This window comes from Nisaea sp., assembly GCF_034670185.1.
Lineage (GTDB): Bacteria > Pseudomonadota > Alphaproteobacteria > Thalassobaculales > Thalassobaculaceae > Nisaea.
Genome location: NZ_JAXMNY010000003.1, coordinates 289,564 through 303,594 on the forward strand (window position 1 = coordinate 289,564; position 14,031 = coordinate 303,594).

A 14,031-nucleotide genomic window follows, 5' to 3' on the forward strand; every position below is an offset into this window, starting at 1 on the left:
GAGGAGATCATGACAAAACCGCTCGACGGTATGCTGGTGCTTTCCATCGATCAGGCGGTGGCGGCACCCTATTGCGCCTCCCGGTTGGCCGATGCCGGTGCTCGCGTGATCAAGATCGAACGTGCCGAAGGCGACTTCGCGCGCGGTTATGACCATGAAATAAAGGGGCAGAGCGCCTTCTTCATGTGGCTCAACCGGGGCAAGGAAAGCCTGGTCGCCGATCTGAAGAACCCGGACGACCTGGCTTTGCTGCACAGGATCATGGGGAAAGCCGACGTCTTCCTGCAGAACCTGGCGCCGGGCGCGACGGATCGGCTTGGGCTTGGCTCGGACGACCTCCGCAAACGCTACCCGCGCCTGACCACGGTCGATATCAGCGGTTATGGGGATGAGGGTCCTTATGCGGAGATGAAGGCCTATGACTTTCTGGTCCAGGCGGAGAGTGGGCTGATATCGGTCACCGGCTCGAAAGAGGAAATGGGGCGGGTCGGTGTCTCGATCTGCGATATCGCCTGCGGCATGTTTGCCCGCACGGCCGTGCTGGAGGCGCTGCTGCTGCGTGCGCGGACCGGCGAGGGCAGCCAGATCAAGCTGTCCCTGTTCGGCGGTATGACTGAATGGATGTCGCCCTGGCTGCTGCATCAGGCCTATGGCGTGCTGAAGGAACAGCGCATTGGCCTCAGTCATCCGGCCATCGCACCGTACGGAGCCTATGTCTGCGCCGGTGGGGATATGATCCTGATCGCCGTGCAGAACGACAGGGAATGGCGCCGCTTTTGTGCCTCTGTGCTCGGGAGTGAAGAGATCGCGGATGATGAGCGGTTCCGCACGAATACCGACCGGGTAGCCAATCGCGGGGCGATGAACGATGCAATCAACGGAGTCTTCGGCCCGCTGAGCCGGGATCGGGTAAAGGAAAAACTCAAGGCGGCGGGGATTGCCTTCGGTGCCATCAACAGCGTCGCTGATGTGCTGGAGCATCCTGCCTTGCGGCGGGTGCCGGTCGAGACACCCGTCGGCACTATCGAAACGGTGGCGCCGCCTGCGCAGTTCGTTGGTGCGGATACGTCCTTCGGGCCAGTGCCGTCACTCGGTCAGCATAGCGATGTGATCCGGGCTGAATTCGCCACCTGAAGGCAGAATTCTTGGGCTGAAAGCGCTGTGAGTTGACGTCGATAAAAAAAACGCCCGGCTTGTGCCGGGCGTTTTCTTGTTTCGATGTATGCCTGGCTCTAGTCCAGCAACACGCTGGGTAGCCAGAGCGTGATTTCCGGCCAGATAACCACAATCGCGAGACCGATCAGCTGCAGGATGACGAAGGGGATAATGCCCTTATAGATCTCCTGCATCGAGACCATCTCCTTGGCGACGCCCTTCATGTAGAAGAGTGCGAAGCCAAAGGGTGGCGTCAGGAACGATGTCTGCAGGTTGATGGCCACGATGATCGCAAACCAGTAGATCACCTGCTGTTGCACAAATTCGAGCTGTGCGTTGTTGGTCGGCACCTCAAGCCCGAGATGGGGCGCGAAGGCAGGAGCCATTGTCTGGATGACCGGCGCAAAGACGGGGAGGATGATCAGGGTGATCTCCAGCCAGTCAAAGAAGAAGCCGAGAATAAAGACGACGAACATCAGCATGAACAGCAGAGGCCAGGGCCCAAGCTGAAGCCACTCGATGAACTCGATGATCAGGTCTTCGCCATAGACGTTCCGGAAGATCGTCGAGAAGGCCGTGGCACCAACGAAGATCAGGAAGATCATCGAGGTGGTCAGGCCGGTCCGGTGAACGACGTCGCGCAGGACCTCCCAACTTAGCGTTCTGTTGGAGATGGCGAGGATCAGCGAGCCAAAGGCGCCAACACCGGCCGCTTCCGTCGGGGTGGCCCAGCCGGCAAAGATGGAGCCGAGCACCAGAGTGATCAGGAAGATCGGCGGCACGAAGCCTTTCAGGACACCGCCCAGATAGCTGTTGCCTTCCATCCGACCGATGACCATCGAGACACCGAAGACCATCAGAAATCCGATCAGGCCCCAGTTGAAGATATCCGCAAGATGGCTCTGCTCCATGACGTAGCAGAAGGCGATTGCGATCACACTGAAACCAAAGAACTTGGCGATGTTCGCCTTGTTGCTCGGCTCCATCTGGATCGCGTCATCGGCGATTGCCGGTGCCTTTTCAGGCGAGATGATGCCCATGGTCACGATGTAGGCGACATAAAGACCGGAGAGCACAAGGCCGGGGAAGATCGCGCCGATGAAGAGGTTGCCGACCGAGACCGCGAGCAGGCTGCCCATCAGAACCAGCATGATCGACGGTGGAATGAGAATGCCGAGTGTGGCGCTGGCCGCGAGCGTACCGGTGGCAAGCGATCGGTCATATTTCTGCGAGATCATTGTCGGCAGCGCCATCAGCGTCATCATGACAACGGAGGCACCGATGATGCCTGTGGTTGCGGCCATGATGGTGCCCATGACGGTCACCGCGAGCGCGAGCGCTCCCGGAACCCGCCGGAAGAGAACCTGCAGAATGTGCAGCAGATCCTCGGCCACCCTCGACCGTTCCAGCATGGTGCCCATGAAGACGAAACAGGGTATGGCGACCAGGATCGGATTCTGGATCGCGCCCGATGCGCCGTCTCCGCCCCAGATCCGTTGAATGACCTGGAAAAAGACTGCGAAATCGAGCACATCAAGCCAGATTCCAAGTGCGCCGAAGCCGACGGCAACCCCGCCAAGCGCGAACGCGACGGGAAGCCCCGTAAACAGCATCAGCGCCAGGGCGAGAAACATGTACGCCCCTATGAATTCGTACATGTGATCGTATAGAGCTTCAAACATCGGTTACCGCGTTGCCCCCCAGGAGATTGCCGGTTTTTCGTTGTTCATTTTTCATTCCGGCCGGTGATGTTCGTAGTTGAAGATTTCGAGCGAATCCCGAGCTTCTTCATGCTCTTCTCTGGACCCGAACAGATAGGCGGCGAGGCGGAACAGCGTGGCCACGACGGCCATGCTCAACACAACCACACCGATGATCATGAAAGACTTGATGACATAGCGCCACGGAATGCCGGTGAGGGATTCCGAGCCTTCGCCCTGGTGATAGGAAATCGCCATGAGGATCCAGGACTGCCAGCCGACCAGGAAGAGGAAGGGAACGGCCATGACAAACAGGCCGATAAACTCAAGCCAGGCCTGCTTGCGCGGATGGATGTGCTCACGGAACACATCGACGCGGACATGGGCGTTGGCGAGATAGCCGAAACCGAAGGTCAACAGCAGAATGACGCCGTGCAAGTGCCATTCGAAATCCTGCAGGATCGTGGACACCGAATAGCCGTACTCGATGGAGAAATCTGAAAAATAGAGCCTGATGAAGTCGACCTTACGGGTGACCACGTCGAACATGATGACGAAGACGAGCGGCAGTATAAGCCAAGCCCCGGCCTGGCCCGCCTTGCGCGAGAAGCGATCCAGAACGCTCGCAATATTCAGTGCGGCTTTCATATCTGAAACCTCAATTTCCTAGAGTGGACCGGAATGAGCGGCTGGGCCTGGTTCGCAGGACGCGGTGAGCCGACGTATCCGCTGTGCCCGGCACGGGCACAAAGAAAGAGGCGGGAGACTCCGCCCGGAGTCTCCCGCATGTGTTCTGTCTTATTTCAGGTAACCGCGGTCACCCCAGACTTTGTAGCCAGTGTGGAACTTGGTGAAGCTGTCCCAGAGAACTTTCACGTCCGGGTTGGACGCCAGTTCTTCGGCAAGAACCTCGTTCCAGGCGCCACGCAGCTGGTCGAGGACTGAGTCCGGCCAAGTCATGTTTTTCACGCCGTCTTTCTCGTTGGCGATCATGGCTTCGAACTGGGACGCTTCGCCGTCGGCGATCATGTCCGTGATGTTCTTGTCACAGGAGATCTCAAGCATCGCCTGCTGGCCGTCGGACAACGCATTCCACTTGTCCATGTTGATCAGCAATTCGTTGGACGTGGACTGCTGATGCCAGCCGGGGAAGTAGTTGTACTTGGCGATCTGATAGAAGCCGTAGGACCGGTCGATCGCCGGCATGGAGAACTCGGTGGCGTCAATGGTGCCACGCTCCAGAGCCGGGTAGATGTCGCCGCCCGCAAGCTGCTGGGTCGAAACGCCGAACTTCTGCATCACCTTCGCGCCGATACCGAAGAAGCGCATTTTCAGGCCCTTCAGCTGATCGAGGCTCTTGATCTCCTCGCGGAACCAGCCGGAGGTTTCCGGCGGGATCATGCCGCAGAGCAGGAACTTGATGTTGTCGCGAGCGTAGAGTTCAGTGCCGATCTCCACACCGCCGCCATACTTGAACCAAGCCACGAATTCCGGCGCGGCCGGGCCGAACGGCCAGGTCGACAGGAATGCAAAGGCAGAGTTTTTACCCTGGTTGGCGCCCGATGTTCCGAAGGCGGAGTCGATCGCGCCCTGGCTTACCGGATCGTAGTAGGCATAACCGCCGGCAAGTGCGCCTGGCTCGAATACCTTAATGTCGAAGTCGCCGTCGGACATACGGTCGATGCCCTTGGAAATGCGGTGCGGCGGCTGGCCGAGAACTTTTACGTTCTGACCGAAAGCAGCATGCATTTTCCAGCGTACTTTCTTGGCTTCGGCATCATTTGAGCCGAGGCCGATGGCGATCGTCGAGGCGATCGCAAGCATGCCGAATGATTTCAGAAAACCCGATTTCATGAACTTCCTCCCTTGTTCAATCCGCTTTCGGACCCGGTTATCCGGGCCTCTTTAGCTTCATTCCACAGTGAAATTTTTTCATCCCCGGACGATATCCGAAGCGTCTTGGTCCCGTGGTGCGCGAAGTATTGCCGTGATTTAACACGCCGTCAAAGCCTTCAATTTCGCAGAGGGCTTGGGGGGCGGGGTTTTTCCGTCAGGAGGAAATGCGTTTGTGTATACGTTATTATGCTTGAATTTCTTGTCTTTTCAGGTCAGTGCACCTGTAAAAGCAGGTTCGGAAGATGCCCCGCATCGGGGATGATAAAGTCCGCCAAAGCGGCCAGTTGCGGCTCTGGGGTGGCGCCCGTGAGGACCCCAATCGTGGCACGGCACCCTGCGGCACGTCCGGCTTCCATGTCCGCCCGGCTATCGCCAACCATGACTGTCTCGGCCGCTGCCATGCCTCCGGTGCGCAGGAAGGCTTCGAGCATATCTGGCGCCGGTTTCGGTGTGTGCCCGCTATCGTAGCCGGCAACGAAATCGACCAGATCCCTCAGGCCCAGCGCGTCGACCATGTCCCATGCGCCACGTTCGGCATCATTTGTGACGATCGCGATTCGGATGTCCCGGGCGCGAAGAGTGAGGAACAACTCGCGAAGATCGCAGGCAGGAGCCAGATTGCGGGCCGCGTGATCGAGCCAATAGGCGTCAAGCCATGCGGCGGTCTCCTCGACTGCGGGCAAAGCGGGGACCAGTCGGCACCATAGCGCGGCTACTTCGGTTGCCGTGCCTTGTGCGAGCAAGGTCCCGGGAGCAACCGCACCCTTTTCGGGATCGCCTCCGGCGGCCCGGGTCAGGCTATCGACGTCGGTCTCTATATTATGGGTCGCGGCAAGCTGCCGTGCGGCAGACAGCAGTCCTGGGAGCCAGGTTTTCTCGAAATCGATCAGCGTACCGTCCTTGTCGAACAGCACCCCGCGGATAGGCCCGGGCATTGGCGGCTCCATGAATTTGGGTGGCAAGGGAGGTTAAGCTCGCCCGGCTCGCATGGATCTGCAAGGGCTGTTTGCGAAGGCGCCAGGCCGTTGGCGGAGGCTGATTAATTGGCCGAGGCGAGAATGCCGGATTTGACCCGCCTTGCGGCTTTTCGCTGTTCCCAGGCGGCAAGCAGGCGGGCTTTACGATCCTCAAATTCCTGGCGCAGCTGCAGGGCTCTTTTCTCGGCGATCTCCCGTTGCCGGGCCGCTCGTTCGTCACGCAGGGCCTGTTCGATGGCTTGCTGTTCCTTGCGGGCCAGCGCTTTCGCGGTCAGGGCGTCGGCACGATCTGCCGCGCCTGACGCGAGTGTCAGATTATCGGTGGAGGGATCGGCCATGGTCACGGCTTCGCCCCTGTAGGCTTTCTGCTGCAGCTTGGATACAGCGTCCCGGTAGTTTTTGCCGCGCACGCTGTTGCCGGAATGATAGTGCTCGGTCGCATCCCGCCAGGATCCGTGCCGCTCTTTCAACTCGGTCAGGAAGCGGGCCGCGTAGTCGGTGTTCTTCAGCGGATCGAAAGCCTCGGCAAGATCCTCGAAGGCGGTGCCGTGGTAGCGCAGGTTGATCTGCATGCAGCCGACATCGATGTTCGTGGTGCCCTTGGCGAGCAGTCGGCGCACTTCGGCCATGGCGGCGAATACCGTCGGATAATGGCGGCCCTCGCCACCGGACGTCACCGTCCAGGGCCAAGTGTAGCTTTCCTTGCGCTCATCATTCCAGCGTCCGGTTTCCTTGAGGGAGATCGCGAACAGCAGGTGCTTCGGCAGACGATGCTCTTGCTCGGCATGACGGGTCGCATTGGCGCATATCTTGTCCGACGGCCCGAGTGCGTGCGCCTTGGGCGCGGCGAGCAGGCCGAGTGTGGCAATGACAATCGCGGCAAAAATGATCGGCATCGATAGATAGCGCATGGTCTTTCTCCTGTGACCCGGAGATATAAGCAAGGACCGTGCCGATTATTTGATTTGCTGGCTATTCAGCTGCCGCGCGGATGGAGGCCGTGCCGTCCTCGGCCATGCGCCGCGCGGTGTCCGACAGAGCGCTCAGCAGAGCCGTGATGTCCTTCTTCAGCGGTTCGATACCAGCCCGTGGCTCGATCCGCCGCTCGTCCATGTAAAGGGCGCGGTTGATCTCGATCTGCAGGACATGAACGCCAACCTCCGGCCGGCCGTAATGCCGGGTCACGAATCCGCCGGCATAGGGGCTGTTGCGCCGCACGGTGTAGTGACGCTCCCTGAAGAACGTCTCCGCTTGTTCGGTAAAAGCCTGAGCGGCGGTCACGCCATGGCAGTCGCCCAGGACGATATCGATCGGGCGGCGTTCGCTGCGAACATGGCGCACGGCACTGGACGGCATGGAATGCCCGTCGATCAGAAGGCAGAAACCGAATTGCTCGAGCGCTTCGGCGATCAGCCTTTGCAGGGCCCGGTGGTAAGGCGCGTAGTAATTACCGATGCGGTGCGCGGCATCTTCAAAGGAGAGCTTTTGGGCGTAAACCGGCTCGGAATTGGCGACCACGCGGGCAATGGTTCCGAGCCCCGCCGAAATGCGGATGCTGTCGGTCGCGGCGCCATCGGGCAGGGGATCGGAGAACATGCTTGGATCAAGTTCGAAGGGCTCACGGTTCACATCGACATAGACCCGCGGGAAAAGAGCGGTCAGCAGAGCCGCCCCGGCCTGATTGGCCCCCTCAAGCACCTGCTCCATGAAGCTGTCTTCAGAAGACCGCAAATCCATCGGGTCGAGCCGGGTGGCGTCCAGCAGATCCTGTGGATAGAGACGGCCGCTGTGCGGTGAGGCGACGACAAGCGGGCTGTTGGCGTGTGCGGGGCGTTCAATCCGGTAAACGCCGGCAATCTCGTCGGGAACCGCCGGAGCCGGATGCGCGGCCACATCGCCAGAGCAGAGGAAACCCGGCTCAATCAGCGTCGAGGCGACATCTTCGAGCCTGTCCCCGGCCGTCGCGTCTCCGACGGCATTCCCTGTCATTTTATCGGCACTCAAGCGCAGTCTCCCGGACCGGCGAATTTCACCTCACCCTAATATGGAATTCGGAACGGGCAAACCAAGAAGAGGGTCGTATCCTTGGCCGGGCGCACGGTCAGTGATGGCTGCCGAAGCGGTCATACGAAATCCGGGCGAAAAACCGTTAAATCAGGTCTTGCAAATCCGAATGCCGCTGGCTATACACACGCCTCCTTCGCGGCGCACTTTTCCCGATGCCGCAGGATATAGGGCGCGTAGCTCAGCGGGAGAGCACTACGTTGACATCGTAGGGGTCACTGGTTCAATCCCAGTCGCGCCCACCATTATTTTCATTAGATTTTTCGGCGTTTCGTCAGTTCTGAAAATCAGGGCTTTGGGTGCGTTTTGGGTGCAAACAGCTCGTACTTGGTATGTTCCTGGATGTCTTTCATCAGATCATCCACGGCATCGATGGGCGCCGACATGAAATCCGGGCTGTATTTGATATAGCGATCTGTTGTGCTGTTCAGCTCGCCACTGTGCCCGAGTACGTAGGCAAGTTGCTGCTTCGCATCCGCGACGCCATTGGCACGCATCCTTGCGTAGAGGTGCGTCGAGACGAAATGTCGAATCGAGTAAGTACAATATTCTTCCCAACCGAGTTCGGCTCTGACGCGCTTGGCCATGTTCTTCATGTTTGCAATCGGTTGGTTGTTCTGCCCATAGCCGACCCAGTGCTCCCAATTATCGCGATAATGCATCCAGTCCCAAAGGCAGTTTGATATGCGGATCGACGGACGCAGCTTGCGCAGCTGCTGGCGTCGACCGGGTGGATTCAGATGCTCGAGTTGGTGATCCCATTCGACCTGGTTGCGTCCCAGTTCCAGGACTGCGGCCGGACGGGCCCCGGTGTTCAGCATTCCGAACAGGAACCAGAACTGGTGCTCGCGCCGAGGTTTGGAGCAAACCCAGTTGAATAGTTCGCCATCTGTTTGATCGACGGGATCCATGCCCTGGGTTCAGGCCTATCCTGGTCTAGGGTTTCAGCCACGTAAGACGGATCACACAAGATCGCGGGTGCGAGTGTTGCGATTTCATTCCGGATTGCGAAGTTCTTGGCGGCGTTGAGGACCGACAATGTGCGGGCAATTGTGCTGACTCTATGTTTCAGCTTCTTCGAGCTATAGTGCATAAACTCTCGCTGGATGCGGGGTGACACGTCCGACAAACGAGCTTCTGCTCCAAAGAACTTCAACATATGCGCACCCGAGATCCTGGCCTGCTCCGCGAATGGCTTTCGGTCGGTCACGCTCAGCAAGTACTTCTTGAGTACAATTGTCAGGCAAATGTCTTCCGGGCCAGATGGCCCTTCTGAATGCTCTAGCTGGACGAATTGGGCGAGCGCTTGCTTGGCAGCTTCCCAATCTGCTGTGCCAAGAGACGCACGCTTAACCTTTTTTCTTCCGTCATTCGGGTACCAGTAACGGTAATAGTTGGATCCTGGGGAATCGGATTCCTTTCCGATCCAGAAACCGCCGAGTTTGAATTGCTCGCTTTTGGGGGCTTTGTCAGACTAATCTGGCTTGAGGCGCAAGCGCGCGGTTCGTAGCTTTGATGGATGAGGAATCCATTCCGATATTTCAACAGTTCGCCGGAGATCATCCGCCTCGCCGTGATGATGTACGTGCGATACGCTTTGTCGCTCCGGCAGGTTGAAGACCTATTGTTCGAGCGCGGTATCGACATCAGCCACGAAACCGTCCGGTTCTGGTGGAACCGCTTCGGGCCGATTTTTGCTGCAGAGAGCAGGACGCGGCGGGCTGATCGGCGATTCTTCTCAAATTGGCGTTGGCACCTCGACGAAGTGTTTGTCCGGATCAATGGAGAAACACATTACCTTTGGCGCGCTGTAGACCATGAGGGCGAGGTTCTGGAGGTCTTCGTCACGAAACGTCGTGAACGCAGCGCTGCTTTGAAATTTCTGAAGTGCGCGATGAAGCGCTATGGCCAGCCAAATGCCGTCGTGACGGATCGACTTCCGCCATACCGTGCTGCGATGAATGTTATCGGCAACGCCAAGCGCCAAGAATGTGGTGGACGCCTTAACAACCGGGCGGAAAATTCACACCAGCCATTCCGACGAAGGGAAGAGGCGATGTCGAAATTTCGCGACGTAAAGATCCTGCAAAAATTCCCCGCGGCCCATGCCTCATTCCACAATCTTTTCAATCTCGAGCGGCACCTGACTACCCGTGAGATCTTCAAACACAACCGGACCTGCGCTTTGGGCGAGTGGCGTCAACTCGCAGCATGAGCGCCAAAATTTTGGCGATCCCCTCAGTCTTTACGAGTTGCTCTGACTACGCCCTCCCGCTCACCAAGCACGACATCCGTACAGACATCGAACTTGCTGGCTCGATTTATCGCATTCGCTTGTCTCGGGGCTGACCGCACCCGCGACTTGGATCGTGGACTAATCCCGAAGAATTCTGGACAGAGCCTCTGCTTGCCCTGAGAGGCCTTCTGCGACGGAAAAGAGTTTCCCGCTCACGTCGTTCACCTGATCGACATTACCACTGACCGAGACGATACTCTCCGTCACCTCACTGACACCTGCCGACGTCTCTTGAACATTACGGGTGATTTCCTGAGTGGCTGCGCCCTGCTCCTCGACGGCCGCCGATATGGATGTCGTTACATCGCTGAAAATTGTGACCTTCTCGGTAATCTCGTTGATTGCCCTGACGGCGTGCCGGGTGGCTTCCTGAATATCATCGATCTGCTTTTTGATTTCGTCTGTCGCTGTGGCCGTCTGGCCTGCCAACCCCTTGACTTCCGCGGCCACGACCGCGAACCCCTTTCCGGCATCTCCGGCCCTGGCCGCCTCGATGGTGGCATTGAGAGCCAGCAGGTTGGTTTGCCCGGCGATGTCGTTGATCAGTTTGACAACGCCGCCAATCTTTTCGGAGGCTTCCGAGAGCCCTCCAATCAACGCGTTAGCTTCGCCGGCACGGTCTTTGGCGTCGGCCGCCATCGTGCTCGACTCAGCGACCTGTTGGTTGATCTCCTGAATGGAGGCGTTCAATTGCTCTGCAGACGCGGCCACGGTTTGGGTATTCGTTCCAGCCTCTTCTGCTGCTGCCGCGACAGCACCAACGCGGTCACTCGCCATGGTGGCGGCTTTCTGCAATGTTCCGGAATTCTCGTTGAGATCTCGTGCAGCTCCGGCAATGGACTCCACCATTTCACCAAACCGGTTCATCTTCTCTTCAACGCCGTCAGCGGCCACGTTGATTGCTTGCGAAGCCTCCCGGTAGGCTCCGAGCATGCCGTTCTCCGAAATTCGTCGGAAATACTGGTTTTTCGCGATGAAGCCGAGGCAAGCTCTGGACTCGCGAACATAGGCATCGGCGCGGTCGATCATCTCGTTGAGCTTGACGCAAAGCTCTCTCTCTCGGCCTTGGGCCGTCGTGATGTTATTGACCCGCGCTTCGAAATCGCCGAGGCAAACCTTTTCGAGAACGTCCAGAATATCGCCGATTCTTTCGTCACTGATGGTGGCGAATGACCCATTCTTGGGCTTGCTGTTGCGCATAAACATGTCAGTCACTCTTCATCAGGTTTGAAATGAATTCATTATATGTCACGCCTTTTTCCCTCAGCATGTCGTTGAGGGCGCCAACCGATGCGGCAAGCGCATCCTTCTTCAGCGAGTTGGATTTCTCGACCGACTGGAGACGGTCGTAGAGAGGCATGATAGTGCTGCGAATGGTTTCCCCATTCGGCACACGGCGTGTCGAATGGTAGCCGACGATCTGCCCATTCACGATGCTGGGCGTCACGTGGGCGATTACCCAATAATGACCACCTGATTTGGTTGCATTGACGACGTAAGCGAAGATTTCATCGCCATTGGCGATAGTTTTCCACAACAGCTCGAATACCGCTCGTGGCATGTTCGGATTGCGGATCATGTTGTGCTGTTGGCCAACGCATTCTTCTTCAGTGTATTCAGCTATTTCAAGAAAAGTGTGATTTACATATGTAAGGCGGCCTTGTGGATCTGTTTTGCTCACGATGAGATCATCGCGATCAAAAAATACTTCTTTACCGGTGAAATTCAAATTCTGCTCCTCCACTAAGCGACCAACTATGCTTAACGCGCTTCTCATTAAGGCAAGGTTGAGCGCTCTCCCTACCAACGGAGGGGAGGGTGTATTTAAACAGTTACTATGGAGAGCCTTAAATCCTTGGGTATCTGATGCGCTCTAGGTTTGGGATTCATAACCAGAAGATGACGTTTGCGGCGATGCATATAGCGCTCATGAAGGTGTGAGCGCATCGGTCGCAGTGCGATAAGATGCGTCGCCAGTCCTTGAGGAGGGCGAACATGCGCTTGATGCGGTTGGCTGCTTGTATCGGTCGGCGCCATAGTCGATGCGCTGCTCGCGATTTTTACCGCCCGGAATGCACGGCTGGCCGCCCCGGTCGGTGGCGCGTGGTGGAACCAATCGCTGTCATAGTCATGTTCTGCAATCAGGATATCCGCCTGTCGCAAGGCCGGTAAGACGGTCGCGGCCCCGCTATAATCGGCCGACCCGCCCTCCCGTCACGAGCAAGATCAGGGGCTTGCCATAACCATCGCAGACCGAGCGTAGTTTGGAGTTCAGATCGCCTTGGTACGTCCGATATGGCGGGAAATAGCCCCTTTTTAAGGAGCGAGGCAGCGCTGCGGTGGGCTTTCAGATGTGTCGCGTCGATCATCGTGGTGTCGGTTGAAGTGCTCACCGAAGCCAGCGTGGGGAAGATCCGGTCGAACACGCCGGCCCGGCTCCAGCGAATGAACCGATTGTAGAGCGTCTTCGGTTGTTCATAGGTCGCCGGCGCATCGCGCCACATCAGGCCGCCCCCGGAACACATGGATGATCCCGGAAATGAGACGACGGTTATCAACCCGAGGAATCCCACGCGGCTTGTTCGGCAACAAGGGCTCAAGGCGGGTGAATTCTGGTTCAGGTTCCAGAAATGGTAGTTTGACATGAGAAGCTTACCGCATTTACGGAGCTTGAATCACATTACTACTTCGACAGGAATCCCTTTTATGGCTCCTGAGCTTAAGGCAACGGCTCGTTTATTGAACGTGGTTCGTCCCCTGAGGTTCACGCTTGCGATTAGTACGTTTCAATTGAATGCGAGCGAGGCAACCGATGCCGCGGTTGTGTTTTGCTAATGTTCGCGTTCCCTCTTTATTTCAAGAATTTGATCTAACTCGTTGAAAAAAACATCAACCAACCGAGGATCGAAATGCTGTCCGCGCTGCTCTTCGATCAGGTTGAGAGCTTTCTCGATCGACCACGCCGTTTTATACGGTCGCTCGGAGGTCAGCGCATCGAACACATCCGCAAGTGCTGCAATCCGACCGCTTTCAGGGATATCTTGCCCGGAAAGACCATTGGGGTATCCACTACCATCCCATTTCTCATGGTGCGTAAGGGCTATTTCGCGCGACATTCTCATCAAGGACGAATCGTTTCCTGCGAGAAGGTCAGCTCCGATTTGTGCATGGGATTTCATTATTTTCCATTCTGCTGGATCGAGTTTTCCCGGTTTCAGCAGAACCGCGTCAGGGATACCGATCTTGCCCAGGTCGTGCATCGGGCTGGCGTGCAAGATCAGCAGGCACCTCTCTTCGTCCCAGCCCGCGCCTCTCGCCACTGCGGCACAGATCCCGCTCATTCTTAAGATGTGGTTGCCGGTCTCCTCGTCTCTATATTCCGCGGCCAATCCGAGGCGTCGGACGACCTCAAGGCGGGTTGCCTCTAATTCCTCCGTTCGCCAACGCACCATTTGCTCGAGTTCCGCTTTCTGATCATGGATCAGCCGATGAGCCAGTTGGGCATCCAATAGATTCCGAACCCGCATGAGAAGTTCGGTGCGGTCGAACGGTTTGCTGATAAAATCGCGCGCACCGAGCGTGAGGGCACGCAAGACGAAATCCTTACCAGTCTGCGCAGTAAGCACCACGATTGGAGGAAGCAGCGGATCGTCAAGGTTCTCGAGCTGGCTCATGACTTCGAAGCCATCTAGGTGCGGCATGTTCAGGTCGAGGAGTATGAGATCCGGCCGATCAAGCGTGTATCTCTTGACGACCTCACGTGAATCCGAAATCAGACTTAGGCAATCATATCCATGGCGGCTGAGCGTCTTCTGCAGCAACTTGAGATTGGCTGGTTCGTCGTCCACCACCATGATTTTGCGGCTGGAAGAATATGCGTCAGTCATTCCGGCACTCCGATTGTCTTCTCTCTTGCATGTCTCACACAACAGTTAGGCATCAG

12 protein-coding genes, 1 tRNA gene and 1 pseudogene are annotated in these 14,031 nt (G+C 57.4%); 3 read left to right on the forward strand and 11 right to left on the reverse strand.

Annotated elements, in window-relative coordinates:
* The first annotated feature begins 9 nt into the window (after window positions 1-9).
* Window positions 10-1,134 (forward strand): CaiB/BaiF CoA-transferase family protein, encoded by a 1,125-nt coding sequence (locus tag VOI22_RS14915; RefSeq protein ID WP_323797252.1) that lies wholly within the window; start codon window positions 10-12, stop codon window positions 1,132-1,134.
* 98 nt (window positions 1,135-1,232) lie between these two features.
* Here VOI22_RS14915 and VOI22_RS14920 read toward each other — a convergent pair whose 3' ends face one another.
* The 6 genes from VOI22_RS14920 to VOI22_RS14945 form a co-directional block, all read right to left on the reverse strand.
* A complete protein-coding gene (locus VOI22_RS14920; RefSeq protein ID WP_323797254.1) occupies window positions 1,233-2,789 on the reverse strand; it encodes a TRAP transporter large permease in 1,557 nt (518 codons plus the stop codon).
* A gap of 99 nt (window positions 2,790-2,888) precedes the next feature.
* Complete coding sequence (locus tag VOI22_RS14925) at window positions 2,889-3,503, reverse strand: TRAP transporter small permease subunit (protein WP_323797255.1); 615 nt, start codon at window positions 3,501-3,503, stop codon at window positions 2,889-2,891.
* A 150-nt stretch (window positions 3,504-3,653) separates the two neighbouring features.
* Window positions 3,654-4,709 carry a TRAP transporter substrate-binding protein gene (locus VOI22_RS14930; RefSeq protein WP_036554907.1) on the reverse strand — a complete coding sequence of 352 codons (1,056 nt, stop codon included), beginning with the start codon at window positions 4,707-4,709 and terminating at the stop codon, window positions 3,654-3,656.
* A 254-nt stretch (window positions 4,710-4,963) separates the two neighbouring features.
* Entirely contained in the window at window positions 4,964-5,686 is a 723-nt protein-coding gene (locus tag VOI22_RS14935) for an HAD family hydrolase (RefSeq protein ID WP_323797256.1), read from the reverse strand.
* A 104-nt stretch (window positions 5,687-5,790) separates the two neighbouring features.
* Window positions 5,791-6,639 carry a transglycosylase SLT domain-containing protein gene (locus VOI22_RS14940; RefSeq protein WP_323797257.1) on the reverse strand — a complete coding sequence of 283 codons (849 nt, stop codon included), beginning with the start codon at window positions 6,637-6,639 and terminating at the stop codon, window positions 5,791-5,793.
* A 61-nt stretch (window positions 6,640-6,700) separates the two neighbouring features.
* Window positions 6,701-7,732 carry an N-formylglutamate amidohydrolase gene (locus VOI22_RS14945; RefSeq protein ID WP_323797258.1) on the reverse strand — a complete coding sequence of 344 codons (1,032 nt, stop codon included), beginning with the start codon at window positions 7,730-7,732 and terminating at the stop codon, window positions 6,701-6,703.
* A gap of 230 nt (window positions 7,733-7,962) precedes the next feature.
* On the opposite strand from VOI22_RS14945, the gene VOI22_RS14950 reads away from it, so the two are divergent.
* A tRNA-Val gene (locus tag VOI22_RS14950) sits at window positions 7,963-8,037 on the forward strand.
* Between the two features lie 42 nt (window positions 8,038-8,079).
* Here VOI22_RS14950 and VOI22_RS14955 read toward each other — a convergent pair.
* Window positions 8,080-8,703 (reverse strand): hypothetical protein, encoded by a 624-nt coding sequence (locus VOI22_RS14955; protein WP_323797259.1) that lies wholly within the window; start codon window positions 8,701-8,703, stop codon window positions 8,080-8,082.
* Between the two features lie 608 nt (window positions 8,704-9,311).
* On the opposite strand from VOI22_RS14955, the gene VOI22_RS14960 reads away from it, so the two are divergent.
* On the forward strand, window positions 9,312-10,007 hold the full coding sequence (locus VOI22_RS14960; RefSeq protein WP_323797260.1) for an IS6 family transposase: 696 nt from the start codon (window positions 9,312-9,314) through the stop codon (window positions 10,005-10,007).
* Window positions 10,008-10,166: 159 nt separating this feature from the next.
* Here the strand turns inward: VOI22_RS14960 and VOI22_RS14965 are convergent, their stop codons facing one another.
* The 4 genes and pseudogenes from VOI22_RS14965 to VOI22_RS14980 form a co-directional block, all read right to left on the reverse strand.
* Window positions 10,167-11,294 (reverse strand): methyl-accepting chemotaxis protein, encoded by a 1,128-nt coding sequence (locus VOI22_RS14965; RefSeq protein ID WP_323797261.1) that lies wholly within the window; start codon window positions 11,292-11,294, stop codon window positions 10,167-10,169.
* Window position 11,295: 1 nt separating this feature from the next.
* On the reverse strand, window positions 11,296-11,817 hold the full coding sequence (locus VOI22_RS14970; protein WP_323797262.1) for a PAS domain-containing protein: 522 nt from the start codon (window positions 11,815-11,817) through the stop codon (window positions 11,296-11,298).
* A 157-nt stretch (window positions 11,818-11,974) separates the two neighbouring features.
* Window positions 11,975-12,716: pseudogene (locus VOI22_RS14975) on the reverse strand (IS5 family transposase).
* 203 nt (window positions 12,717-12,919) lie between these two features.
* Window positions 12,920-13,975: an HD domain-containing phosphohydrolase gene (locus tag VOI22_RS14980; RefSeq protein ID WP_323797263.1), complete on the reverse strand. Its 1,056-nt coding sequence runs from the start codon at window positions 13,973-13,975 to the stop codon at window positions 12,920-12,922.
* Window positions 13,976-14,031: the final 56 nt, after the last annotated feature.

What these genes read in the sequence shown, in the direction of transcription:
- VOI22_RS14915 (WP_323797252.1), top strand. Translation starts at nt 10, where the DNA reads ATGACAAAACCGCTCGACGGTATGCTGGTGCTTTCCATCGATCAGGCG.
- VOI22_RS14920 (WP_323797254.1), bottom strand. Translation starts at nt 2,789, where the DNA reads ATGTTTCTCGCCCTGGCGCTGATGCTGTTTACGGGGCTTCCCGTCGCG.
- VOI22_RS14925 (WP_323797255.1), bottom strand. Translation starts at nt 3,503, where the DNA reads ATGAAAGCCGCACTGAATATTGCGAGCGTTCTGGATCGCTTCTCGCGC.
- VOI22_RS14930 (WP_036554907.1), bottom strand. Translation starts at nt 4,709, where the DNA reads ATGAAATCGGGTTTTCTGAAATCATTCGGCATGCTTGCGATCGCCTCG.
- VOI22_RS14935 (WP_323797256.1), bottom strand. Translation starts at nt 5,686, where the DNA reads ATGCCCGGGCCTATCCGCGGGGTGCTGTTCGACAAGGACGGTACGCTG.
- VOI22_RS14940 (WP_323797257.1), bottom strand. Translation starts at nt 6,639, where the DNA reads ATGCGCTATCTATCGATGCCGATCATTTTTGCCGCGATTGTCATTGCC.
- VOI22_RS14955 (WP_323797259.1), bottom strand. Translation starts at nt 8,703, where the DNA reads ATGGATCCCGTCGATCAAACAGATGGCGAACTATTCAACTGGGTTTGC.
- VOI22_RS14960 (WP_323797260.1), top strand. Translation starts at nt 9,312, where the DNA reads ATGAGGAATCCATTCCGATATTTCAACAGTTCGCCGGAGATCATCCGC.
- VOI22_RS14965 (WP_323797261.1), bottom strand. Translation starts at nt 11,294, where the DNA reads ATGTTTATGCGCAACAGCAAGCCCAAGAATGGGTCATTCGCCACCATC.
- VOI22_RS14980 (WP_323797263.1), bottom strand. Translation starts at nt 13,975, where the DNA reads ATGACTGACGCATATTCTTCCAGCCGCAAAATCATGGTGGTGGACGAC.